This is a genomic window from Ochrobactrum sp. 19YEA23 (assembly GCF_029909865.1).
Classification (GTDB): Bacteria; Pseudomonadota; Alphaproteobacteria; order Rhizobiales; family Rhizobiaceae; genus Brucella; species Brucella gambitense.
In genome coordinates this window covers 20801-43334 of sequence record NZ_JASAMQ010000006.1, presented here as the reverse complement: position 1 = coordinate 43334, position 22534 = coordinate 20801, and the positions used below count along the sequence as shown (strand labels likewise).

Genomic DNA, 22534 nt, shown 5'->3' with positions numbered 1-22534 from the left:
AAATTAGTTTATCTTGACAAAATCATAGCGGATTCTAGCATAACCGTGCTTGCATAAGAAAAAGGCCCTTGAAGACTGCTTTAAAGAGCGTTTTCAGGGGGTTGAACAATATCGGGACGTGCGGGAAAAGAGGCCTGAAAGCCCTCCTCAACGTCCTTCAGGGGAACAAAGAATGCATATCAGAAAAGCTGGCCTTGGCCTGTTTCTCGCGGCCTTTTCGCTTGCGACAGCGTCGTCCCACGCCGAAGAAGTAAAGCGCGGCGGCACAGTCATTGTCCATATGAACACCGAGCAGGGCGTCCTCAACCCTGCGCTTCGCGCCTCCACCGGCGTTTATCAGATCACCGGCCGCATCATGGAGCCGCTGATCGACCGCACCTATGAGGGCTATGTGCCGGTTTTGGCAACGAGCTGGTCTTCGTCAGAAGACGGCAAGGCCATCACCTTCAAGCTGCGCGAGAATGTGCGCTGGCACGACGGCCAGCCGTTCACCTGCGATGACGTTTCGTTCAGCGCGATGAACCTCTGGAAGAAGCTGCTTAACTATTCGACGACGCTTCAGGCCAATCTTGAAGCTGTCGACTGCACCGACCCGCACACCGCCGTGTTCCGCTATTCCAAGCCGATGCCGCTGGAATTGCTGGTCGCAGCTATGCCGGATCTCGGTCATCCGGTGCCGAAGCATCTTTATGAAGGCACCGATATTCTGAAGAACAAGTACAATTCCGCGCCGGTCGGCACAGGTCCGTTCAAGTTCGTCGAATATGAGCGCGGCCAGCACATCATTGCCGAACGCAATGACGATTACTGGCGTGGCAAGGAATATCCTTACCTCGACCGCATCATCTGGCGTTTCATGCCGGACAAGGCAGCAGCTGCCGCAGCACTTGAAGCCGGTGAGATGATGGAAACCGCCTTCAACGGCATTTCCATGTCGGATACCGAGCGCCTCCAGAAGGATGGCCGTTTCGACACCGGCACCAAGGGCTTCGAAAACAACGTCGCCCACTCGACCATCGAGTTCAACCTGCGCAATCCGATCCTTGCCAATCTGAAGGTTCGTCAGGCGATCTATCACGCGCTCGATATTGATTTTGCGATCAAGACGATCATGCGCGGCTACGCAAAGCCGGGCCGTGGTCCGATCCCGAGCACGGGTGGCGCAAATTATACCGATCAGGTCCAGACCTATCCGTATGACGTGGAAAAAGCCAAGAAGCTGCTCGACGAAGCCGGCTACCCGGCAGGTCCCGATGGCATCCGCTTCAAGCTGCGCCATCGTCCGGCGCCATGGGGCGAATATACGCAGCTTTGGGCTGAATATTATGCGCAGGCCATGAAGGAAGTCGGCATTGACGTCGAAATCCTGACCAATGATGCGCCGGGTTTCCTGAACGGTGTCTATCGCGATCACGACTTCGACACGGCAAGCGGCTGGCACCAGTTCCGTTCTGACCCGGCAGTCTCGACCACTGTCTGGCTGCGTTCCGGCGCTCCGGTCGGCACGGCATGGTCCAACCAGTTCGACTACAAGTCTGACGAAATGGACAGCCTGATCGACAAGGCCGCAAGCGAGCTCGATCCGGCCAAGCGCGCCGATCTCTACCATCAGATCCAGCAGCTTGAGATGAAGGACCTGCCGGTCATCTTCGCCATCGAACATCCGTTCGTCGGTGTGACCAACAAGGTTCTCAAGAACCACCACAATACACCGCGGTGGGATTCTTCAAGCTGGTACGACCTCTGGATCGACCAATAAGCTATAGACAACCGCTGCCGGAAACCGGCAGCGGTTCCCCAGTTTTATGAATGCTGACTATGAATATCTTGCAGGATAATCCGCAATGTCCCTGCCCCCAATTCTGACTTTTGCGCTGCGCCGTATCTTGCAGGCAATCCCCGTCATTCTCCTCATCATGATCGGGGCATTTCTGCTCATCAAGCTTGCGCCCGGTGACACGGTTGACGCGCTTGTTGGCGACATGGGCGGCGCTGATCCGCAATTTGTTGCCAATCTGCGCACCGAATATGGCCTCGACCAGCCTGTCTGGGTGCAGCTGTGGATTTACATGACCAAGCTGGCGCGGTTCGACTTCGGCTGGTCCTATGTCTATGAACTGCCTGTACTCGACGTGCTGAAAGCACGTCTCGTGCCAACGCTCCTGCTCATGCTCTCTTCCCTGTCGGTCGCCTTCATTTTCGGGATCGCGCTCGGCGCTTTTGCGGCGCGCAAGGCCTATTCGCTGACCGACAATGTCATTTCAACACTTGGCCTTGTCTTCTACGCCATGCCGAGTTTCTTCCTCAGCCTCATCCTGATGTTCATCTTTTCCGTCAAGCTGGGCTGGCTGCCCGTTGGCGGTTACAAGACGCTTGGAGGGTTTTATACCGGCTGGAAGAACGTCTGGGATATTGCGGTTCACCTCGTCATGCCGACAACGGCGCTTTCGCTGATCTATCTCGCTTTCTACATGCGCCTGATGCGCACAAGCGTGCTGGAAGTAGCCGACCTCGATTATGTTCGTACCGCCCGCGCCAAGGGCGCCAGCGGCGCAAGGCTGATGTTTCATCACATCATGCGCAACGCTTTCCTGCCCGTCGTGACGCTGCTGGGCCTCCAGTTTTCCACCGTGCTTGGCGGCTCGGTTGTGATCGAAACAATCTTCTCGCTGCCCGGCCTTGGCCAGCTTGCCTATACCTCGGTGATCAAGCGCGACCTCAACACACTGATGGGTATCATCTTCCTGTGCTCGGTGCTGGTGGTTATCGTGAACTTCATAACCGATCTCATCTATGCGCGGCTTGATTCCAGGATCGAACTGTCATGACATCCCAGGACCTCTCCCTCACCCGCCCTCAGGTTTCCCGCACGAAAATTCTGTGGCAGCGCTTTAGTCGCAACCGTGCTGCCGTGCTGGGCCTCGTCCTTTTCATCGCCGTGGTCCTAATTGCGCTTCTTGCCGATCTCATTGTTCCCGGCGACCCGCTGCGCCGCGCTGGGGATCCGCTTGTCTGGCCATTCATCAATGGCGCAACGCCTCTCGGCACCGACCAGCTTGGCCGCGATATCATGGCCGGCATTTTCCATGGTGCACGCATCTCGTTGCTGATCGGCGTCGTCGCAACCCTGATCTCGATCATCATCGGCATCGTCATTGGCGCACTCGCCGGTTATTATGGCGGCTGGGTGGACGATGTTCTGATGCGCATCACCGAAGCGTTTCAGACCGTACCCAGCTTCGTTCTGCTTTTGACGCTGGTTGCCATTTTCGGCTCTTCCATCGAGAACATCATAATCTGTATCGGCATCGTGTCATGGACAGCGCCTGCCCGTATGGTACGTGCCGAATTTCTGGCGCTGCGCAAGCGTGAATTCATCGACGCGGCGCGCAATCTGGGCGTCGGCAACATGTCGATCATCTTCCGCGAAATCCTGCCAAACGCTTTGCCGCCGGTGATCGTGTTCGCCTCCGTTGTTATGGCCACGTCCATCCTGATGGAAAGCGCGCTTGCATTTCTCGGTCTCGGCGATCCCAACTATGCAAGCTGGGGCAACATGATCGGTCAGGGCCGCGCCGTGCTGCGCACCGACTGGTTCTGCTCAGTCATTCCGGGCATTGCCATTCTGCTCACCGTTCTTTCCTTCAGCTTGCTCGGCGAAGGCCTGAACGACGCGCTTAATCCAAGGCAGAAAAAATAATGACCGCCGCACCCGTTCTTGAAATCAGCAACCTGCAAATCGCGCTGCCGAAGGGCGGCGACCGTCCTTTTGCCTTGCAGGATCTGACACTGACCATCAATCCCGGTGAAATCGTCTGCCTCGTTGGTGAAAGCGGCTCCGGCAAATCGCTTTCGGCAGGTGCGATCATGCGCCTTCTGCCGGAACCGCATGTGCGTGTAACGCACGGCTCGATCAAGCTTGAAGGCACCGATCTTTATTCGCTTAGCGAAGCCGACATGAAAAAGCTGCGCGGCAACCGCATCGGTATGATCTTTCAGGAGCCGATGACCGCGCTCAACCCGCAGAAGACGGTTGGCTGGCAGATCGACGAAGTGTTGCGCCTGCACACCAAACTTGGCCGCAAGGAACGCCGCGCTGCCGTGCTCGATATGCTGGCAGAGGTGAAGATACCGGACCCGGAATCCGCTTATAACGCCTATCCGCACCAGATTTCCGGCGGACAGCGCCAGCGTGTGATGATCGCCATGGCACTGATCCTGAAGCCGCGCCTCATCATTGCCGATGAGCCGACCACAGCGCTTGATGTCACGACGCAGGCGCAAATCCTGAAACTGATCCGCGATCTGCAACGCGAGCATGACACGGGCATTCTCTTCATCACGCATGATTTCGGCGTCGTGGCGGAAATCGCCGACCGCGTCGCCGTGTTGCGACTTGGCGAACTGGTGGAGCAAGGCCCGGCAAATGAAGTGCTGAACCATCCCCAGCACGCTTACACGAAGGCGCTGATCGCATCGGTTCCCGCACTCACCCCGCCCGAACCGAAGCCGTCAGTTGAAGCCCAACCGATCATTCTCAAGGCGAGCGCTTTACGCAAAACCTTCAAGGCGCGTGGCGGATTGCTTAGCGGCAAACGCAGCGCCGTACCGGCCGTCAAGGATCTTTCGTTCGAGCTACGGCAGGGAGAAACACTCGGTGTCGTGGGCGAAAGCGGTTCGGGCAAGACAACAGTTTCGCGCATCGTCACGCGTCTGCTGGAAGCAGATAGCGGCATGGTCGACATCAACGGCAAGGATTTTCTGGGCGCAAGCCCGCGTGAAGTGCGCGCCATGCGCAAGGATATCCAGATGGTCTTTCAGGACCCGATGGCCTCGCTCAATCCGCGCCGACGCGTCGTGGACCTGATTGCGCAAGGTCCTATCGTCCATGGCGTGCCAAAAGCACAGGCCCACGCGAAAGCACTGGAATTGCTGGAACTGGTTGAGCTTTCGCCCGCTGCCGCTGATCGTTTCCCCCACGAGTTTTCAGGCGGGCAGCGCCAGCGTATCGGCATTGCACGCGCCCTGGCGCTTGAACCACGGATCATCGTCGCGGACGAACCGGTCTCCGCGCTCGATGTTTCGGTGCAGGCGCAGGTTCTGCGGCTTCTGGCCGATCTGCGCGAAAGGCTGAACCTGTCGCTGCTCTTCGTCACGCATGATCTGCGCGTTGCCGCTCAGCTTTGCGACCGCATCATCGTCATGTCCAAGGGCGAAATCGCCGAAACCGGCCCAACGGCAGAAGTTTTCGCCAATCCTCGCCACGAATACACACAGCGCCTGCTTGCCTCCATCCCCGGCAAGAACTGGACGCCACCTCGTTTTGAGAATGCGTGAAGCCATGCAAAAAGTAGAATTCCCACCCTCCATCTGGGCGGCCACTGCGCCTCCCCGCACACCGGCCAAGCCGCTGAACAGTGACGCAGAAGCCGATGTCGTGATTGTCGGCGGCGGTTTCACGGGTCTGTCGGCCGCACTGCATCTGGCAAAACGCGGCAAGCGTGTCATCCTGCTGGAGGGCAATGCTGTCGGCTGGGGCGCATCGGGGCGCAATAACGGTCAGGTCATCCCGACGATGACATCCGCCGAACCAGATGCCATCGCCAAGCGCTACGGTGCTTCGGGCGAACGTTTCGCCAAACTGATCGGCAACAGCGCGGATATTCTGTTTTCCATCGTGCGCGACGAAAATATCGAAGCTGAAGCCGAACAGACCGGCTGGTTTCAGCCTGCCCATTCACCGGGCCGCGTGAAGCTTTCACAATCGCGCGTGGACGCATGGAAACGGTTCGGCTTTCCAGCAGAGTTTCTTGACCGGGCGGCGACATCGCAACTGCTCGGCACTGATTTCTGGTATGGCGGCATGTTCAACCCGACCGGCGGCCATATTAATCCGCTGGCCTTCGCGCGCGGCCTTGCCGCCGCGGCGGAACGTCATGGCGCAATCATACACGAGCAAAGCCCTGTCACCTCCTATCGACGGATCGGTGATCACTGGGAAGTACGCACCGACAACGCTACCGTACGCGCCAAGGGTTTTTTGCTCGCTACAAATGCCTATACCGGCGAGCTGCGCGAAAGGCTTGCCCCTCGTCTTGCCCGCACGATCGTACCGGTACTCTCATGGCAGATGGCGACCGCGCCCGTGAGCGACAATCTGCGTGCAACAATTCTGCCTGGACGACAAGCCGTATCCGATACACGCGGCGATCTGCGTTTCTTCCGCTATGACGCACGCAACCGGCTGATCACCGGCGGCGTGGTGATGGGGAATTTCAACATCGCCGAACGCGTGAAACACAAGACCGCGCGTAATATGGCTGAATCTTTCCCGGCATTGGGCGAACCAGAAATCACCCATGTGTGGAGCGGCTATATCGGCATGACATGGGATCGCTTTCCGCGCGTTCATCAGCTTGGCGCCAATGGCTGGGCATGGATCGGCTGTAACGGGCGCGGGGTCGCACTCGGCACATCGCTTGGTCGCGAATTCGCACGCGCGCTTGACGGAGAGCCGGTGCAGGAACTCGCCTTGCCCGTTTCGGAGCCAGCTCCGCTACCCTTTCATAAAGTCGCGCGGAAGATCGCGCCCTTCTATCTCGCCTGGCTTCGACGCAAGGATCTTTCCGAGCCTAATCTCTAAGCCAGCTCATTCAACGTTCATGTGAAAGGTCAGATCCATGAATCAATTGCCAATTCTCGAACGCCGCCGCATTGAGGCGATGGTTATCAAGAACATCTATGATGTTCTGCGCGAACGTTCCGGCGAAGAAGAAGCGCAAGCCGTGGTGGGCGAAGCTGTCAGCCGTTCAGCAATAGAACAGGGCAAGATCTTTGCCGATGAGCTGGGCCGCACGCCGACGCTTCAGGATTTTGCCGATATTCAGCCGCTCTGGACAAAGGAAAACGCACTCGAAATCGACGTGATTTCGCGAGACGAAAATCATTTCGATTTCAATGTTACGCGCTGCCGCTATTCGGAAATGTATCGCGAGATGGGTCTCGGCCATATCGGGCACCTGCTTTCCTGCAATCGCGATGGCGATTTCTGCATTGGCTATAATCCTGCCATGAAGCTGGAGCGCACGCAGACCATCATGAAGGGCGCAAGCCACTGCGATTTCCGTTATACCCTCGACGTCACCGAAGAAAATACGAAGGAAGCCTGATATGCCGGTTGAAAACTGGACGTCGAACCAACTGGATGAACTCGTCGCATTCCGTCGCGACCTGCATGAAAATCCAGAGCTGCTTTACGATGTAAACCGGACAGCGGACAAGGTTGCCGAAGCGCTTCGCGCAGCTGGTCTTGATGAAGTGGCAACCGGAATCGGGCGCACCGGTGTTGTCGGTGTCATTCGTGGCCAGACCAACAATTCCGGTCGCACTGTTGCCTTGCGCGCCGACATGGATGCCCTGCCAATTTTGGAAGAAACCGGCGCAGAATGGTCGTCAAAAGTGCCGGGCAAGATGCATGCCTGCGGGCATGATGGCCATACGACGATGCTTCTGGGCGCAGCCCGTGAACTGGCGCAAAGCCGGGCTTTTGACGGCACGGTAATCGTGATCTTCCAGCCTGCCGAAGAAGGTGGCGCTGGCGCCAAGGCGATGATCGACGACGGCCTTTTCAAGCGCTGGCCCGTCAACGAGGTCTATGGCATGCACAACCGTCCGAACCTCGAGGTCGGACATTTCACCATCAATTCCGGCCCGATCATGGGCTCGGTCGATGTGCTCGACATCACCATTGAAGGCGTTGGTGGACATGCGGCCTCGCCGCACCAGACCATCGATCCCATTCCGGTAACGGCGGCACTCATTCAGGCTATTCAGACACTGACTGCCCGCACGCTCGACCCGCTGGACTCGGCCGTAATTTCGATTACGACCATTCAGGGCGGTGATGCTTTCAATGTTATTCCGCAGAAAATCCGGATGACCGGCACGGTTCGCACGCTTCGTGAGGAAGTACGCGATCACATCGAGAAGAAGCTTGCCCGTGCAGTACAAGGCATCGCCGACGCATTTGAAGCCAAGGCGACACTCGATTATCAGCGCAACTATCCCGTGACCGTCAATCACGAGCAGGAAACCGAACTCGCGGCCATCGCTGCCGAGGCGGTCTCAGGTTCCGAGCGTGTCACGCGCGACATGCCTGCAACGCTGGGCGGTGAGGATTTCGCGTTCATGCTGAATGAAGTTCCGGGCGCGATGATCAATATCGGCAATGGTTCAAGCGCCAATCTGCATCACCCAAAATATGACTTCAACGATGATGTCATTGCCTGGGGATGTTCTTATTGGACAACGCTGGTTCGTCAAAGACTGCCCGTATAATGGGTCTCAAGCCCTGACTGTTTGATGTGCTGATTTTTTCGGTGAGGCTGAAATGGCCTCACCGAAGATGTTCAGGCCGCGCTTTTCACAGGCGTCTGAGCTGAGATTGGGAACAACCAGTCATATGCGATATTGAAAAGAAACGCATAGGCCAGGTAGAAAAGCACAATTACCACGTCCATCATCAGCGCCGCGATAATCGAAATGCCCAGATACCAGGCGATAAACGGTATCAGCAGCACAACAAGTCCTGCTTCAAACAGGACGGCATGAACAACGCGCAGAGCCATGGCTTTCTGCACTGTTCCTCTGAGCCCCAACAAGGCTCGGTCAAATCCAAGATTGAAGAGAAAATTCCATATTGTTGCAGTTGTCGCGGATATGATCCCGATCACGCCCATCGCTTCCACCGGCTTGTTAAAAAGAATAGCCGAGGCCGGAATGAAGATTGCCAGTCCAATAATTTCAAACATCGCCGCGTGGCGAACACGATCCATAAAGCTACGCACTTTGATTTATTCCTTGATATTGGTGCGGCCTTTCTATCTAATAATATGGATTTGAAAAGTTAGATACTATCTGGATTTTAGATAGATGAATGTCGATCTGGACCAACTGGAAGCATTTGTCGCCGCCGCAGAACAAGGCTCGTTTTCGGCTGCAGCCCGTCATTTGCGCAAAGCACAATCAGCGGTCAGTGTGTTAATTTCGTCTCTTGAAGACGATCTCAATGTCAAACTTTTCAGCAGGGCGACACGCAGTCCAGCACTCACCGAGGCAGGGACAAGGTTGTTGCCGGAGGCGCGTCTCATGCTGGATCGGCGTGAACATCTGATCTCCATCGCCCGTAACTTTGATGAGCTTGTAGAATCCAGACTAGTGGTCGCTCTCGACGAACTTTATCCCGAGCCAGCAGTCGCTGCACTTTTCGCCACCTTTGCGCAGCACTTTCCGCACGTTGAACTCGAACTCCAGTTTCCTCATTCCTCTGTGATCGCCGGGCTCTTGAAAGACGGTAAAGTTGACCTTGGCGTCATGTGGCGTCTCGACCAGATACAACCTGAACTTGGGTTCCAGACAATCGGCTGGGTGCCTCTCGTGCTCGTATGCGGGCGAAACCACCCGCTTGCCAGGACATCCGTAAGCTGGGAGGATCTGAGGACTCATCGGCAGATCATGGTTCGCAAGCGCAGCGACGAGGATGAAAAACACAGGCTGAGAGTTGCCGCAGAAGTCTGGTGGGTGGAAAGCCACTGGGTCATTTTGCAGATTCTGAAACAGGGTATCGGCTGGGCTTATATCCCGGAACATATCTTGCGGGGTTCGCCTTTGGCGGACGAACTGGTCATTCCGCAATTGCAGTTTGATGGTGGGGCGCATCCAGTGGCGCTTGAACTCGTCTGGAACAAGCACCGTCCGCATGGCCCCGCCGCCAAATGGCTGAAACAGCAATTTGCCTCAAACAGGTTCTAGTCAGGTCCATCTTAGAGATGGCTTGGCCCTGCATTGCAGTCCGGCGCGCTACTCCACAATCATTGACGCAACGAACCTGTCTTCAGGATTCACACTTTCTGCAAGCCCGTCTCGAACGCCGATGCGATCTGCCATTGACCGGTTCTGGCTCATCTTGCACTTGCCTTCAATCCTTTGGATTGGCATGCGCAAGCCAACAATGCCGCGCAACTGGCCGATGATATAAGCTTCCGGCGCATCGCTGACAGCCCATGGATGACTCCGATCCTTCTCATGGAGACCGGTGAGCCGGTTGACGACATCAAGCAGTCGTTCCGGCTCTTCGAAGAATTCCACAGGACCAGCCACATGAACGGCAGTGTAGTTCCAGGTTGGCACTACCTTTCCATGCTCCACTTTGGTCGCGTACCACGACGGTGTGATATAGGCCTCAGGCCCCGTGAAAACCGCAAGACCCTGCCCCAGAACCGGCGCTTTCCATTGCGTATTGGCTCGCGCGAGATGACCGTATAGCGTGCCATATTCCCCCTCGTTCTCGTCCAGGAACATAGGCAGCAGCGTCACCATTGGTCCATCGACTGTCGCCGTCACAAAATTGGCCGTGCGGCATTCGCGCATCATGCCGTGCAGCTTGGCGAGATCGTTCACTTGAAACGCGGGCGGATTGTACATCGATATTCTCCTTGTATCGAAGCCGCTCTACGCCTTAACTGGCTTTATAAGAATGACCAGTTCTCTCTATTGTGAGCATACCAATCTCCAGGCTATTAGCCGTTAAGACCGCTTTTCAGCTGCACTGTGTTATTTCTTGACCGGGAACTGAAAATTGACACCCGCGAATATCTGCCACTTCGGTTGGCCGTCACCTTGATGCCAAACTGTGTATTGTGGTTCGATAAAGGCATTCATAGTGATGCCTTTATCCAGCTCAAAGACCTTACCAATACCGAAACCAACCGGAATATAGCCTTCATTGTCTTCGAGATTGAAAGTCCATGTTGCTGTCGAGCGCAGATACCATCCATCCTTCAAATTGTAGTTGATGATCGGCTCCACCGTCGCCAAACTGACATTGTCTCTGTCACCGTGACCTGCGAACGACGTTTGATACGTCACCAAACCGCCCAATAGGCCCCAGCTTTGCGGAGCAACAACTACCCCTGAAACGCCAATTTGCCATTTGCCGCTACCAAGTGCGTCGTCGGTCGCAGTTGGTATGACCAGTATCGGTCCGCCACCGAATGTGATGTCGCCATGCTTGGGGAGGATGAAAATATCCATCAGCGTCAGATCGCCCAGCCCCGTTACGTAACCGTCGGGAAACTCAGGCGCAGTGGCGATGGGCAGCGTGTAACGTAACAATTGCGGCAGACCGGCTATTTCTGCAGGTATCAGACCGCGCAGGAGAAACTGGTTGGATCGACGGTCGGGCAGTCCGTAAATTTCTGGCGAATAGTAATTATGGAAGTTGACCGTAATCTTCGGCGTCAGGGGATTATTGGCATCATTGACCGCCTGATGCTCCTGTGCTCCCGCCGCACCCGTCATCGCAAGCGACACTAACACGCCACGACTTATGCGAATGAATACCGACATACCGATTTCCCCACAGTTATGCAGGTGAAATGGTATCGAAAACACGCTGAGAATGAAGTTCGTTACAGTAACAAACAGAGTGTTTTTAAGTGTGCGGCGGATGCAGATTGATTATCATCGACAGACACAGTCAGGTCCCGATCACTGCCGACATCCGCACCAGATCAGCCAGCGACCCTGCCTGCATCTTCTGCATCACATGTGCACGGCGCACCTTCACCGTGATTTCCTTCACATCGAGTTTCGCCGCGATCTGCTTGTTCAAGAGACCTTCCACAACGAGCGCGAACACATCGCGTTCGCCGGTGGTCAGACTTAGCCAACGGTCATGGATATCCGAACGGGCCTTTTCATCCTGCAAGCGCTTCTTCTCGGCGTCAATCGCCCGGTACACCGCATCCAACAGGTCGTGATCCCGAAATGGTTTCGGCAGAAAATCGACCGCACCATTCTTGATAGCCCTTACGCCCATGGCAATATCGCCGTGCCCTGTGATGAAAATAACCGGGATAACAATACCGAGCCCAGCCATCTGGGCGAAGAAATCCGTGCCTGTCTGCTCCGGCATCCGGACGTCCAGTATGAGACAACAGGGGCCGGGTTGACGTTCAAAGTCGAGAAACGCACGCACAGATGCAAAGCTGATCGCCTTCATGTCGATGGAGGCGAACAGATCTTCCAGAGCCTGCCGGACAGAGAGGTCGTCGTCAATAATATAGACGACTGAAGCATTTTCATGTGTTGCTGTCATGCTCCCCCACCCTGACTGCTGGCACTTCCAAAACAAAGGTCACCCCACTTGATCCGGTTCCCAAAGCGCCTTGGGCATCGGTCCAGATGCGACCACCATTGGCCTCTATGATAGTGCGACTGATGGTCAGACCGAGTCCAAAGCCACCTTCTTTCGTTGTCCAGAACGCATCGAAAAGTCGTTCTCTGGCAGTATTGGTCAATCCCGGTCCGGTGTCAGCTATTGCAAATCGCAAACTGGCGTTTTCACCCAATGAGGACGTGATCAAGACATAGCGCTCCCCATTCTCGATCTGTGACATGGCTTCCACGCCATTGAGGATCAGGTTGCCAAAGACCTGCTGTATCTGAACCCGGTCTGCCCAAGCGGGTGGGAGTTCCGTGGCCAAGTCGAGTTCAAAATGGACGTCGTTGCGATAAAGTTCTGCGGATGCGAGATCAACCATTTCGCGGATCGCCATATTGAAGTCGAAACTGCCCACCTTCGGCTTTTCGCCCTTAGACAGCCGACGAACACGATCAAGTATCTCACTTGCGCGATGAGAATCCGCAGATATTCTTTCGAATGCCGATAGGGCGCGCGCGGTGTTTGGTGGATCCTGCAAGAGCCAGCGACGCCCTGCCCCGGCACTCGTCTCAATTGCCACCAGAGGCTGACTGACTTCATGAGTGATAGAACCGGTCAATTGGCCAAGGGTGGTCAGGCGCGCAAGACGCAGCAAACGCTCGCGCGTCTCATGCGCTTCGGCTTCAGCATCGACCAACTTCAGGCCCAGATAGGCGGTGCATGCGATAGCGAGAATGCTGATCAATGTGTTGATGAAACCGACATTATACGCACCTGAGCGTGTCAACCCGAAGCTCACGACGGTCAAGGCAATGCAACCTGCCGCAACGCCAATGACGGTGCGGTGGGTGAACATTCTGGCCGAAACCAGCACGACCGCGGTATAGAACACAGCCGCCGCAATTGCGTAGTCGGTGACCGTATCGAACACGAAAATAGCCGCACTGATAAGTGCCAGCCCCAGAGATGTTGCAACGTCCCGAGGAGACATGCGGCGAAAGCCTTTCATTCGCATCCTATGTCTCCCTTCTGGTCTGCCGCTCATCGGCTCTTGCAACCTTATAGCTCCAATCCTTGCGCTTGATCTACCATGATCCACCGACAAGTAACCGAACGGATTTCGCGTGAATACGAGTCGACTGGCGCAGCAGCCAGCATGTCTGCTGCTGATTGAGCAAGCCAGCACGGGATAGACTATAAGTTGCCTGCGCCAAACCGATAGCAGCAGTAGCCAGTATCCAGCAACAAAGCCGCTGCCCCAGATTTCTGATCCTCGTCCAAAAGCCTTTCTGGCGTGGGCGCAATGGGGCGCTTTGACGAACATGCTTTGGCCCTCCAGGGCCGCTTCGGCGATGATCGGGCTTGCCGTTCGATGGCGGAGTAAATGCATATAGGTGTTCAGCGGTCATGTTTGTTTCTCCAAACAGCCGTTTCAAACAGGGGTAAAAAAGTGACCAGCAGCCGAACTGCTGGTCACTTCCTTCGATGTGGCGCTGCGAGGCACCGACAGCGTCACATCAGAACCATTGGCCAAAACGGCGAATGTAGAAGGTCTTCATGGTCTGGGCGACGACACAGTAAGCAAACAACGTCGCGACAAGCCACGGGAAATACGCCCATGGTAGCGGCTGCAAGCCGACCATTGCCCCCAGCGGAGAAAATGGAATGGAGATCCCAAGAGCCATGATCAGGCCCGTCATCAGCATCACCGGCAAAGCCGCCGTGCTTTGGATGAACGGTATTTTTTGTGTGCGAAGCATATGCACGACGAGTGTCTGCGACAGCAGGCCTTCAATGAACCAGCCAGACTGGAACAGCGACTGCATTTCTGGCGTGTTGGCGGCAAAGACATACCACATCAGGGCAAAGGTCGTGATGTCGAAGATCGATGACGTCGGGCCAATCCAGAGCATGAAGCGGCCAATATTTCTGGCGTCCCATTTACGGGGCTTCGCGAGAAACTCCTTATCCATCCGATCCCATGGAAGCGAGAGCTGGGAAATATCGTACATCAGGTTCTGGATCAGCAGATGGATCGCCAGCATCGGCAGGAACGGAATGAAGGCGCTTGCCACCAGAACCGAGAACACGTTGCCGAAGTTCGAGCTGGCAGTCATGTTGAGATACTTGATGATATTACCGAAAGTTTCGCGCCCCTTGATCACACCCTCTTCCAGCACCATCAGGCTCTTTTCGAGGAGAATGATATCGGCGGATTCCTTCGCAATATCAGTCCCGCTATCAACTGAAATGCCCACATCCGCATCCCGCAAAGCCGGGGCATCGTTGATGCCATCGCCAAGAAAACCAACCGTGTGGCCATTTGCCTGCAATGCCTTGAGTACCCGGGACTTTTGCAAAGGTGTTAGCTTTGCAAAAACCGTTGTCTGCTCAACAATGACGCGCAGGGTCTCATCGCTCATCTTCTCAATTTCGCGTCCAAGAATTGGCGTGCCGGGCGCAAGCCCCACCTCGCGGCAGATCTTGGTGGTAACAACCTCATTGTCACCGGTCAGAACTTTGACCGCAACACCATGATCGGCCAGGGCGGCAATCGCAGGACGAGCGGTTTCCTTTGGTGGATCAAGGAAGGTCAGGAAGCCCTGTACAACCAGCTCCTTTTCGTCGGAGATACCATAGCGTGTCCGTGTCATGTCTGGGGCGATCTCGCGCGTGGCAACCACAAGCACACGGAAGCCATCGCGATTGTAATCACGTGCCAGTTCGACAAGAGCGTTCCGGCGAACATCGTCCAGCGGCTTGATTTCTTCGCCATCGCGAATTGCGGTTGAGATTGCCAGCATTTCTTCGACCGCACCCTTGCAGACCAACAGGTGTTCGCCCCCAAGCCCCTCAACCACGACCGACAAGCGACGGCGCACGAAGTCGAAGGGCAGTTCATCCACCTTGTTGTAAATCCGGGCGGATGCAGTCAGTGAAGGCAAATCTTCGGAAAAGCGGATAACCGCCTGATCCATAAGGTTCTTCACACCACTTTGATGGGAGCTGTTGAGCCAGGCCAGACGCAACACGCTGGGATCAGCCTGACCATGAATGTCAAGGTGATGTTCAAGAATGATCTTGTCCTGAGTCAGCGTACCGGTCTTATCCGTGCAAAGCACATCCATTGCACCGAAATTCTGGATAGCATTGAGACGCTTCACCACCACCTTGCGGCGCGCCATAGCAACAGCGCCCTTGGCGAGATTTGACGAAACGATCATCGGCAGCATTTCGGGCGTCAGACCTACCGCCACCGCAAGCGCAAACATGAATGCGTCCGGCCAGTCTCCCTTGGTGAACCCGTTGATCAGCAGGACCACAGGCACCATCACCAGCATGAAGCGGATCAGCAACCAGCTCACGCTGTTGACGCCGCGATCAAAGGCTGTTTCGGCACGCGAGCCGACGATGGCCTTGGCGAGCGAACCAAAATATGTCCGCGCACCCGTGGCGACCACCACGGCAGTCGCCGTACCACTAACGACATTCGTGCCCATGAAACAGACTGTCGGCAGGTCAAGCATGTCCACCTGATCGCCCGACATTGCCGTCGCATTTGCGGATTTTTCCGCGATAGCACCCAGCGTATCGTATTTTTCAACCGGCAGAGCCTCGCCCGTCAAAGCCGCCTGACTGACGAAGAGATCGCGCGATTCAAGGAGGCGCACGTCGGCCGGGATCATATCACCAGCAGAAAGCTTGACGATATCGCCAGCGACGAGGTCCGCCATCGGAACTTCAGCCAGCTTTGATTGCGAGCTTTGGCCTGCCCCACGGTCCTGACGACGCAATACCGTTGCCGTGGTGCGTACCATTGCCTTAAGCGCTTCCGCAGCATTTCCGGAGCGAAACTCTTGCCAGAAACGCAACAGGGCACTTAGCAACACCATCGTGAGAATGATCGTCACCCCGGTATATTCCGGCTCCTCGCCATTGCGCAGCGGCAAGATTATATCTGTAACGGATGATATAGCTGCCAGCGCAACCAGCACCGCAATGAACGGGTTCTTGAAGGCGAGCAGGAACTGCACTAAGGCATGCGGGCGCTTTTCATGCGCCACATGGTTGGGGCCGTCTTTGACGAGGCGCTCCCTGGCTTCGGCCTCAGTCAGTCCGTTGAGGTTTGTTTTGAAATTGGCAAGCGTCGTGTCGACGCTGTTTTGTGCTTCACGCACCGCACGCATCGACAGCTTCCTGTCGTCCTTGCGTGCGGTCGTTGCCACAGGCTGTTTTACGATGGCATTCATGTCTTTATCCTCATGCCGCGATAACCGGCACGAGCACAGACATGCCCATCCTGCTAAAGGATGTGCAGAGCCATGCCGCACCGTCGAAGCGACGCCCGGTTTATGTGTCCGTTGAAATCCTGAGACGCCCGCCCGGATCGCGCCAAAGGCTGAATCCGAGCGGACCTACTAGGGTCATCGTCCATGGTTGATTTCCTCGTCGTCAATCGCACCTGATAGAGCAAGATTGCTCATCAATGCGCCCAGGTTGATGTCCGGTTCTGCTGACCTGCTGCAAGGAGCAGCCCGAAACGCTCCAACACCGGCAAAGACCGGTACTGGGCGATTTCATCGGGATCCTTGGTCCACCGGCATTCCACGCGTCCGTTCTCCGGGTTCACGTACCAGATGGTCATCAGCCGGGAAGCAGTTCCAACGGTCTTGTCGCCGCTGGCTTCAGCTTCGTAATGATGACGATACGTGGTTTGCCCACTGGAAGCGGTGGCGTAGTTGGCGGTACGCATATGCGCGCCAAAATTGGCGATTGCTGCTGCAAAATTCATCTCTTACCTCATGACGCGCCACTGCAAGCGTCCGGGCAAGAGCATGAAGTCAGCTCACTCCGAACAACCCCAGTGGCGACAGCTTTCGACTACTGTCGCTGGGCATTGTGGTTTCCTGTGTTAAGGAGCTGAATTCTTTCGCTCCGACAGCATTTCAATAACAGATGCCTCTGTCATGAGCTACCATAATGCATGCCTTGTCCAAGGTGCATTATGGTACTTGAGATATACCAAGGTATATGGCTGACGCAGAGCAAATCATTGATCACGGCGTTTTGCCAAACGCTCGGTTATCCGCTGTACAATGAAATACAAACCGGGCGTCAGCAGTAAGCCGATCGTCGTTGCCGCTACCATACCGCCAAAGATCGTCACACCGACCGCCCGACGCGCGCCAGCACCAGCCCCCGAGGACAGGATCAAGGGCAAAATACCCAGAATGAACGACACGGCTGTCATCATCACGGCTCGGAAACGTTGCTCGGCTCCGGCTCTCGCCGCTTCAGCTGCAGTTAATCCCGCTTCTCGCTGTTCCTTAGCGAACTCCACAATCAAAATTGCATTTTTTGCGGCAAGGCCGATCAGCAACACCATCGCGATTTGAACATAGAGACTATTTTGAAGTCCGAAGGCCTTCAGGGCAGCCACCGCACCGAGCAAAGCCGCACCCAAAGAAACGATGACCACCGCTGGCAAGGCCCAGCTTTCATATTGCGCAACCAGGAAGAGATAGGCGAAGAGGAATGCAAGGGCAAAGACCAGTCCTTCCTGACCGCTGCTTCTGCTTTCCTGGAAAGACAGACCCGACCATTCATAACCGTAACCATCAGGCAGCTTTTGCGATGCTACCGTCTCCATCGCTGCCATGGCCTGACCGCTACTTGCGCCCGGAGCCGGAACCGCATTGACTTGCGCGGAAACAGAGAGGTTGTAGCGCGTGATCACAAAGGGCGCGAGAACGGTGGTCAAGGACACCACACTGCGTAACGGAACCATGGTTCCGTTGCGGTTTCTCACATGGAGTTTCAAAATGTCTTCGCTATGGGCGCGAAAATCGGAATCCGCTTGCAGATTGACCTGAAAAACACGCCCGTTAAGGGTAAAGTCGTTGACATAGCGCGAACCAAAATTAGCACCGATGACGGAGTAAATATCCGAGACACTGAGCCCGAGCGCTTCGGCGCGGGAGCGGTCCACATCGACATAAATTTGCGGCACGTTCGCATTGAATGTCGTCGCTGCGCCGCCGATTTCCTTACTTTGATTGAAATAGCCCAAAAGCGCGTTTGTCACCTGCGCAATTTCCTCGGTCGACTGCCCCTGCAAGGCCTGTAGACGGAAGTCGAGCCCGCCGACAGATCCGATACCAGCAATCGCTGGTGGCGCAAATACCGATACAATTGCACCGGGGATCTGAGCGAATTGCGAACGCAGAGAGCCGATAATGTTATTCAGCCGCAGTTCTTCCTTCTCGCGGTCCTCCCACGGCAGGAGTGCTGCGACCGCCATGGCCCCGTTTGGTGTGCTGGTCGCTTGCAGAATACTGAAGCCCGCGACCGTTATAACGTCCTGAACCCCGGGCGTCTCGGTGAGAACCTTTCTGACATTCTCAACGATGCGATTGGTGCGGTCGAGTGAAGCTGCACTTGGCAACTGGATATCAACGAACAACGCTCCCTGATCTTCATCAGGAAGAAACGTGGCGGGTAGATTGACAAAAATGAGATACGCACCGGCAAAGCAAGCCGCAATGGCCGCAAGTGGAACATACCAATATTTGACGAGAACACCGACACACCTGCCATAGGCATTGCGGGTGCGTTCCATGAAACTTGAAAACCAGGCCAGAGGACCTCGTCGAAAGCCGCTCTGTCTCCGCCTGAGCAGCAGCGTCGCCAAAGCCGGGCTGAGCGTTAAACCAACGAATGAGGATATGACGAGAGCCGACGAGATCGTGACCGCGAACTGGCGATAAAGCTGCCCCCCAATGCCCGCCAGAAACGCTGTTGGTGTGACGACAGCGAGAAGCACCAGCGTTGTTGAGATGATCGGCCCAGTGATCTGATGCATCGCCTTGCGCGTTGCTTCAACGACGGTGATATCAGGTGTATCATCCAGCACATGCTTGACGTTTTCGACGACAAGAATGGCGTCATCAACAACGAGGCCAATGGCGAGAACGAGAGCCAGCAACGATATCATATTCAGCGAATAGCCAACCGCCAGCAGGACAGCGACCGCACCAAGCATGGAGACCGGTATGGCAAGGGCGGAAATCAGCGTCGCCCGCCAGTCCTGCAGGAAGATGAATGTTACCGCCAGCACGATGACGAATGCTTCAAACAATGTCCGCGTGGTCAATTGCAGGCTGGCATCGACAAACCGCGTTGCATCATAAACAACGTGATATTGCAGCCCTGCAGGAAACCGCGAAGACAACCGCTTGAGTTCAGCCTGAACGGCTGTCGCGGTCTGTATCGCATTGGCGCCGGGCGATTGGTTGATCTGCAACATCGCAGATTCATGACCGGCAAAACTAGCTCGTGAGGCATAATTGCGTGCACCAAGTTCGAGACGTGCTATATCCCGAAGAAATACCTTGGCACCATCGGCTCCGGTGCGGATGACGATAGCTCCAAATTCGTCCGCATCACGCAGTCGCCCCTGCGCGACCAGCGTATACTGAAGCTCCGTTCCCACCTCCATGGGAGGCGCACCTGACTGCCCCAGTGTAGCCTGAATATTCTGCCGCTGGATGGCGGCTGAAACCTCATCAACGGTTATTCCAAGAGCATCCATTCTCTGCGGATTGAGCCAGACACGCATCGAATATTCAGACGCGCCGGTAACGCTCGCCTCACCGACACCGGCCACACGCGAAATCGCATCGACAATCGTCGTCGTGGTAAAGTTGGTGATCTCCAGCGCGCTCAGGCTATCGTCAGGAGAGTAAAAAGCTATGCCCAGCACAAAATCGGGCGAGCGTGATCGGACAGAAACGCCCTGCTGTGCGACGGCGGCAGGCAATCGAGAAATTGCCAGTTGCGCACGATTTTGCACATTGATCTGCGCAAGCTCCGGGTCAGTGCCCACTTCAAATGTGACGGACAGCGAGTACTGTCCGGCATTGGAGCTCGTGGATGACATATACATCATATCATCCACGCCATTGATGGCTGTTTCTAGCGGACCACCGACCACGTCGGCAATGACTTCCGCACTGGCGCCCGGATATGTTGCCGACACAGTGACTGTTGGTGGCGTAATCTGCGGATATTGCTGGATAGGCAAAGAGAAGACGGCAATTGCACCAGCAATGGAAATGAGAAGGGAGATAACGATTGCGAGACGCGTTCGCCGTATGAAAGTTTCAGAAATCATTGAGCGGCCCCCGGTTCTTCCGGCGACGCTTCCTGTGGCGAAACCGACTGTCCGTCCGCAATTCTTTGCAAGCCTTCGACGACTATCGTCTCACCCTCATTGATCCCCTCTTTAACGGACCAGTCATTGCCAATACGAACGCCGGTCACAATCTGACGCCGGGTGACCGTGTTATTATCGTTCAGAACAAAGACGAACTTGCCTTCGCGGTCCTGCAGAACGGAGGCCATGGGAACAATCGGCAATATCTTGGCCGCTTCATCCATCAGACTGACGGCAACAGTCTGGCCTGGGAGCAGAATGTGGTCCGGGTTTGCAAACAGGGCGCGCACCGCAATTGTGCCCGTCTGCGCATTGACCTCGTTATCGATGAACTGGATGGTTCCGGCAGGCTCATAGCGCTTGCCATTGGCGAGCGTGAGTGTGGGCTGGAAACTATTCAGATCGACTGTCCCACCGCGCGCCTCTTTTTGGCGAATAGCGATGAGCGTCCGGTCTGTAATGGAGAAGACAACCCGAACAGGATCGAGCTGGACAATGCGCGCCAGCGGTCCGGCACCAGGGCCAACGAGATTGCCAACGGTAAAAAGCGATCTGCCAATGGTGCCGTTGATCGGGGAACGGATCTGTGTGTAGGAAAGATTGAGCTTGGCCGTATTGAGCGCAGCCTCGGCGCTTTGAACATCCGCCGACGCAATATCGAACGCGGCCTGAGCATCATCCAGAGACGCCTGAGAAGCGGTATTGCGATTGGCCAGTGTTCGCGTTCGCGTCAGGGTCTGTCTGGCGGCATTCTGGGACGCTTGCGCGCGCGCAACCTGCGCTTCAGCGGACGCTGCTGCCGCCTGCATCTGATCCGGCTCAATTTCGAAAAGGAGATCGCCCGCTTTTACGGCGCTGCCCTGTTCGAAGCTCTTACCTTTGAGAAATCCGGTGATCCGGGCCTGAATATCAACGGCTTCTATCGCTTCGACCTGCCCGTTGAATTGAAGTGGTGCGGTGGAAGGCGCGGAGCCAACCTTCCTGACAACCACTGATGGTGCAGGCTGTGCAGCTGGCGATTGCTGGGCCAGAACCGGATGCATGAACATGAGTGAAAGCACCCCGGAAAGGGCAAAGTTCAAGGAGACAAAACCGAGGGTCTTCATCAACTGTGCGTCCTCCTGCGGCCAGACATTGACCGATCATTCATGCATTTCGTGTGCTAAAGGCTATTCCCACATAGGCCAAACCGGCTATCAGCAAGGCAATTCCCGCGATCGACCCGGATGCGAGTTCGCGTGTCAACGGCCATTTCAAAAAGAGAGCTGCACTGGCCATCCAGGCGATAAGCCCGGAAACTGCAAACCAGTACCAGCCTTTGGTTGGATGAATCTTGATCGCTAATGCGATCTGAAGAAATCCATGTACGAAAACGACAATCGCAATCAGCAAAGTTATCGCGAGTACACCTTTGAGTGGATTGAGATAGATCATAATTCCACCGACCAGTTCCACCACACCTGCCAGCTCTTGCCAGACAAAACCAGCCCAGCTTTTAACTTTGAGCGACTGGACAATCTTGACAATGCCGATTGCCATGAGAACCACACCGAAGATGGTACTTGCTGCAAACTCTGAGAAAACCGGCAGAAACAGAGAGAGGGCACCACCCGCTAACAATAAGACGCCGATGCCAAGAAAACCCTTCCATTTCTTCTGCTCAATCGTCTTGCGCTCCAGATGTGGTAAATCGTGAACTTCCATGCATAAGCCCTTTCAGCCACGATCATGATCTAAGCGCACCCTCTACTGAACGAGAGACTAAGAAGAATATGGCGCCCGTCAGCGGCGCCACCTTACAGTGCGAACATTGGTTATGCGTCCATCGCGTGCACGAACCGTCACATCGTAGGTGCGCCTGAAACGATCCCCACGATAGAGAAAGTGACTGCCTCTACAGTCAATTGCACGAACATTTCGGAAACCGCGTGTTCTCAGGATTCTGGTCCCTTCGGAACAGCGAATTCTGTGACCGCTATTCAGCCTTGTACCAACCAGGGCGGCCTGGTTCTGGCTGAACGCCTGAACGGGTTCGGCCACCGTACCCGCGACGGTTAATGCAAACAATGCGAGAATGGCGGCAATGGATCGAAACA

At 55.6% G+C, this 22534-nt stretch carries 18 protein-coding genes; 8 read left to right on the top strand and 10 right to left on the bottom strand.

The window, feature by feature from the left end; all coding sequences use genetic code 11:
* The first annotated feature begins 172 nt into the window (after positions 1-172).
* The 7 genes from QBD01_RS15805 to QBD01_RS15775 all read left to right on the top strand — a co-directional run bounded on the left by QBD01_RS15805 (position 173) and on the right by QBD01_RS15775 (position 8337).
* Positions 173-1759, top strand: coding sequence for an ABC transporter substrate-binding protein (locus QBD01_RS15805; protein ID WP_113534856.1), 1587 nt, complete (start codon positions 173-175; stop codon positions 1757-1759).
* Positions 1760-1844: 85 nt separating this feature from the next.
* Positions 1845-2828: an ABC transporter permease gene (locus QBD01_RS15800; protein ID WP_078340684.1), complete on the top strand. Its 984-nt coding sequence runs from the start codon at positions 1845-1847 to the stop codon at positions 2826-2828.
* A complete protein-coding gene (locus QBD01_RS15795) occupies positions 2825-3700 on the top strand; it encodes an ABC transporter permease (protein WP_280993602.1) in 876 nt (291 codons plus the stop codon). Before QBD01_RS15800 ends, QBD01_RS15795 begins: the two co-directional genes overlap by 4 nt.
* On the top strand, positions 3700-5337 hold the full coding sequence (locus QBD01_RS15790) for an ABC transporter ATP-binding protein (protein WP_280993601.1): 1638 nt from the start codon (positions 3700-3702) through the stop codon (positions 5335-5337). The genes QBD01_RS15795 and QBD01_RS15790 overlap by 1 nt, the downstream gene beginning before the upstream one ends.
* Before the next feature lie 4 nt (positions 5338-5341).
* Positions 5342-6643 (top strand): FAD-binding oxidoreductase, encoded by a 1302-nt coding sequence (locus tag QBD01_RS15785; RefSeq protein ID WP_280993600.1) that lies wholly within the window; start codon positions 5342-5344, stop codon positions 6641-6643.
* A 37-nt stretch (positions 6644-6680) separates the two neighbouring features.
* Positions 6681-7169 carry an L-2-amino-thiazoline-4-carboxylic acid hydrolase gene (locus QBD01_RS15780; protein ID WP_280993599.1) on the top strand — a complete coding sequence of 163 codons (489 nt, stop codon included), beginning with the start codon at positions 6681-6683 and terminating at the stop codon, positions 7167-7169.
* A 1-nt stretch (position 7170) separates the two neighbouring features.
* Positions 7171-8337, top strand: a complete 1167-nt coding sequence (locus QBD01_RS15775) for a M20 aminoacylase family protein (protein ID WP_280993598.1) — start codon at positions 7171-7173, stop codon at positions 8335-8337.
* A gap of 71 nt (positions 8338-8408) precedes the next feature.
* On the opposite strand, the gene QBD01_RS15770 is transcribed toward QBD01_RS15775, so the two are convergent.
* Positions 8409-8846 carry a PACE efflux transporter gene (locus QBD01_RS15770; RefSeq protein WP_280993597.1) on the bottom strand — a complete coding sequence of 146 codons (438 nt, stop codon included), beginning with the start codon at positions 8844-8846 and terminating at the stop codon, positions 8409-8411.
* Between the two features lie 85 nt (positions 8847-8931).
* On the opposite strand from QBD01_RS15770, the gene QBD01_RS15765 reads away from it, so the two are divergent.
* Entirely contained in the window at positions 8932-9810 is an 879-nt protein-coding gene (locus QBD01_RS15765; RefSeq protein ID WP_280993596.1) for a LysR family transcriptional regulator, read from the top strand.
* A 48-nt stretch (positions 9811-9858) separates the two neighbouring features.
* Here the strand turns inward: QBD01_RS15765 and QBD01_RS15760 are convergent, their stop codons facing one another.
* The 9 genes from QBD01_RS15760 to QBD01_RS15720 form a co-directional block, all read right to left on the bottom strand.
* The gene (locus QBD01_RS15760; RefSeq protein ID WP_280993595.1) at positions 9859-10482 is read right to left on the bottom strand and encodes an FMN-binding negative transcriptional regulator; all 624 of its coding nucleotides are present in this window, start codon (positions 10480-10482) and stop codon (positions 9859-9861) included.
* 129 nt (positions 10483-10611) lie between these two features.
* The gene (locus tag QBD01_RS15755; RefSeq protein ID WP_280993594.1) at positions 10612-11406 is read right to left on the bottom strand and encodes a hypothetical protein; all 795 of its coding nucleotides are present in this window, start codon (positions 11404-11406) and stop codon (positions 10612-10614) included.
* Between the two features lie 130 nt (positions 11407-11536).
* Positions 11537-12157, bottom strand: coding sequence for a response regulator (locus QBD01_RS15750; protein ID WP_280993593.1), 621 nt, complete (start codon positions 12155-12157; stop codon positions 11537-11539).
* A complete protein-coding gene (locus QBD01_RS15745; protein ID WP_280993592.1) occupies positions 12141-13238 on the bottom strand; it encodes an ATP-binding protein in 1098 nt (365 codons plus the stop codon). The genes QBD01_RS15750 and QBD01_RS15745 overlap by 17 nt, the downstream gene beginning before the upstream one ends.
* 502 nt (positions 13239-13740) lie before the next feature.
* Entirely contained in the window at positions 13741-16473 is a 2733-nt protein-coding gene (mgtA, locus tag QBD01_RS15740; protein ID WP_280993591.1) for a magnesium-translocating P-type ATPase, read from the bottom strand.
* A 233-nt stretch (positions 16474-16706) separates the two neighbouring features.
* The gene (locus tag QBD01_RS15735; protein WP_280993590.1) at positions 16707-17015 is read right to left on the bottom strand and encodes a hypothetical protein; all 309 of its coding nucleotides are present in this window, start codon (positions 17013-17015) and stop codon (positions 16707-16709) included.
* Positions 17016-17273: 258 nt separating this feature from the next.
* Positions 17274-20396 (bottom strand): efflux RND transporter permease subunit, encoded by a 3123-nt coding sequence (locus QBD01_RS15730; RefSeq protein WP_280993589.1) that lies wholly within the window; start codon positions 20394-20396, stop codon positions 17274-17276.
* Complete coding sequence (locus QBD01_RS15725; RefSeq protein WP_280993843.1) at positions 20393-21544, bottom strand: efflux RND transporter periplasmic adaptor subunit; 1152 nt, start codon at positions 21542-21544, stop codon at positions 20393-20395. Before QBD01_RS15725 ends, QBD01_RS15730 begins: the two co-directional genes overlap by 4 nt.
* Before the next feature lie 40 nt (positions 21545-21584).
* Positions 21585-22142, bottom strand: coding sequence for an HdeD family acid-resistance protein (locus QBD01_RS15720; RefSeq protein ID WP_182522043.1), 558 nt, complete (start codon positions 22140-22142; stop codon positions 21585-21587).
* Positions 22143-22534: the final 392 nt, after the last annotated feature.

What these genes read in the sequence shown, in the direction of transcription:
- QBD01_RS15775 (WP_280993598.1), top strand. Translation starts at nt 7,171, where the DNA reads ATGCCGGTTGAAAACTGGACGTCGAACCAACTGGATGAACTCGTCGCA.
- QBD01_RS15780 (WP_280993599.1), top strand. Translation starts at nt 6,681, where the DNA reads ATGAATCAATTGCCAATTCTCGAACGCCGCCGCATTGAGGCGATGGTT.
- QBD01_RS15750 (WP_280993593.1), bottom strand. Translation starts at nt 12,157, where the DNA reads ATGACAGCAACACATGAAAATGCTTCAGTCGTCTATATTATTGACGAC.
- QBD01_RS15720 (WP_182522043.1), bottom strand. Translation starts at nt 22,142, where the DNA reads ATGGAAGTTCACGATTTACCACATCTGGAGCGCAAGACGATTGAGCAG.
- QBD01_RS15760 (WP_280993595.1), bottom strand. Translation starts at nt 10,482, where the DNA reads ATGTACAATCCGCCCGCGTTTCAAGTGAACGATCTCGCCAAGCTGCAC.
- QBD01_RS15765 (WP_280993596.1), top strand. Translation starts at nt 8,932, where the DNA reads ATGAATGTCGATCTGGACCAACTGGAAGCATTTGTCGCCGCCGCAGAA.
- mgtA (WP_280993591.1), bottom strand. Translation starts at nt 16,473, where the DNA reads ATGAATGCCATCGTAAAACAGCCTGTGGCAACGACCGCACGCAAGGAC.
- QBD01_RS15795 (WP_280993602.1), top strand. Translation starts at nt 2,825, where the DNA reads ATGACATCCCAGGACCTCTCCCTCACCCGCCCTCAGGTTTCCCGCACG.
- QBD01_RS15785 (WP_280993600.1), top strand. Translation starts at nt 5,342, where the DNA reads ATGCAAAAAGTAGAATTCCCACCCTCCATCTGGGCGGCCACTGCGCCT.
- QBD01_RS15725 (WP_280993843.1), bottom strand. Translation starts at nt 21,544, where the DNA reads ATGAAGACCCTCGGTTTTGTCTCCTTGAACTTTGCCCTTTCCGGGGTG.
- QBD01_RS15735 (WP_280993590.1), bottom strand. Translation starts at nt 17,015, where the DNA reads ATGAATTTTGCAGCAGCAATCGCCAATTTTGGCGCGCATATGCGTACC.
- QBD01_RS15730 (WP_280993589.1), bottom strand. Translation starts at nt 20,396, where the DNA reads ATGATTTCTGAAACTTTCATACGGCGAACGCGTCTCGCAATCGTTATC.
- QBD01_RS15755 (WP_280993594.1), bottom strand. Translation starts at nt 11,406, where the DNA reads ATGTCGGTATTCATTCGCATAAGTCGTGGCGTGTTAGTGTCGCTTGCG.
- QBD01_RS15800 (WP_078340684.1), top strand. Translation starts at nt 1,845, where the DNA reads ATGTCCCTGCCCCCAATTCTGACTTTTGCGCTGCGCCGTATCTTGCAG.
- QBD01_RS15805 (WP_113534856.1), top strand. Translation starts at nt 173, where the DNA reads ATGCATATCAGAAAAGCTGGCCTTGGCCTGTTTCTCGCGGCCTTTTCG.
- QBD01_RS15745 (WP_280993592.1), bottom strand. Translation starts at nt 13,238, where the DNA reads ATGCGAATGAAAGGCTTTCGCCGCATGTCTCCTCGGGACGTTGCAACA.
- QBD01_RS15790 (WP_280993601.1), top strand. Translation starts at nt 3,700, where the DNA reads ATGACCGCCGCACCCGTTCTTGAAATCAGCAACCTGCAAATCGCGCTG.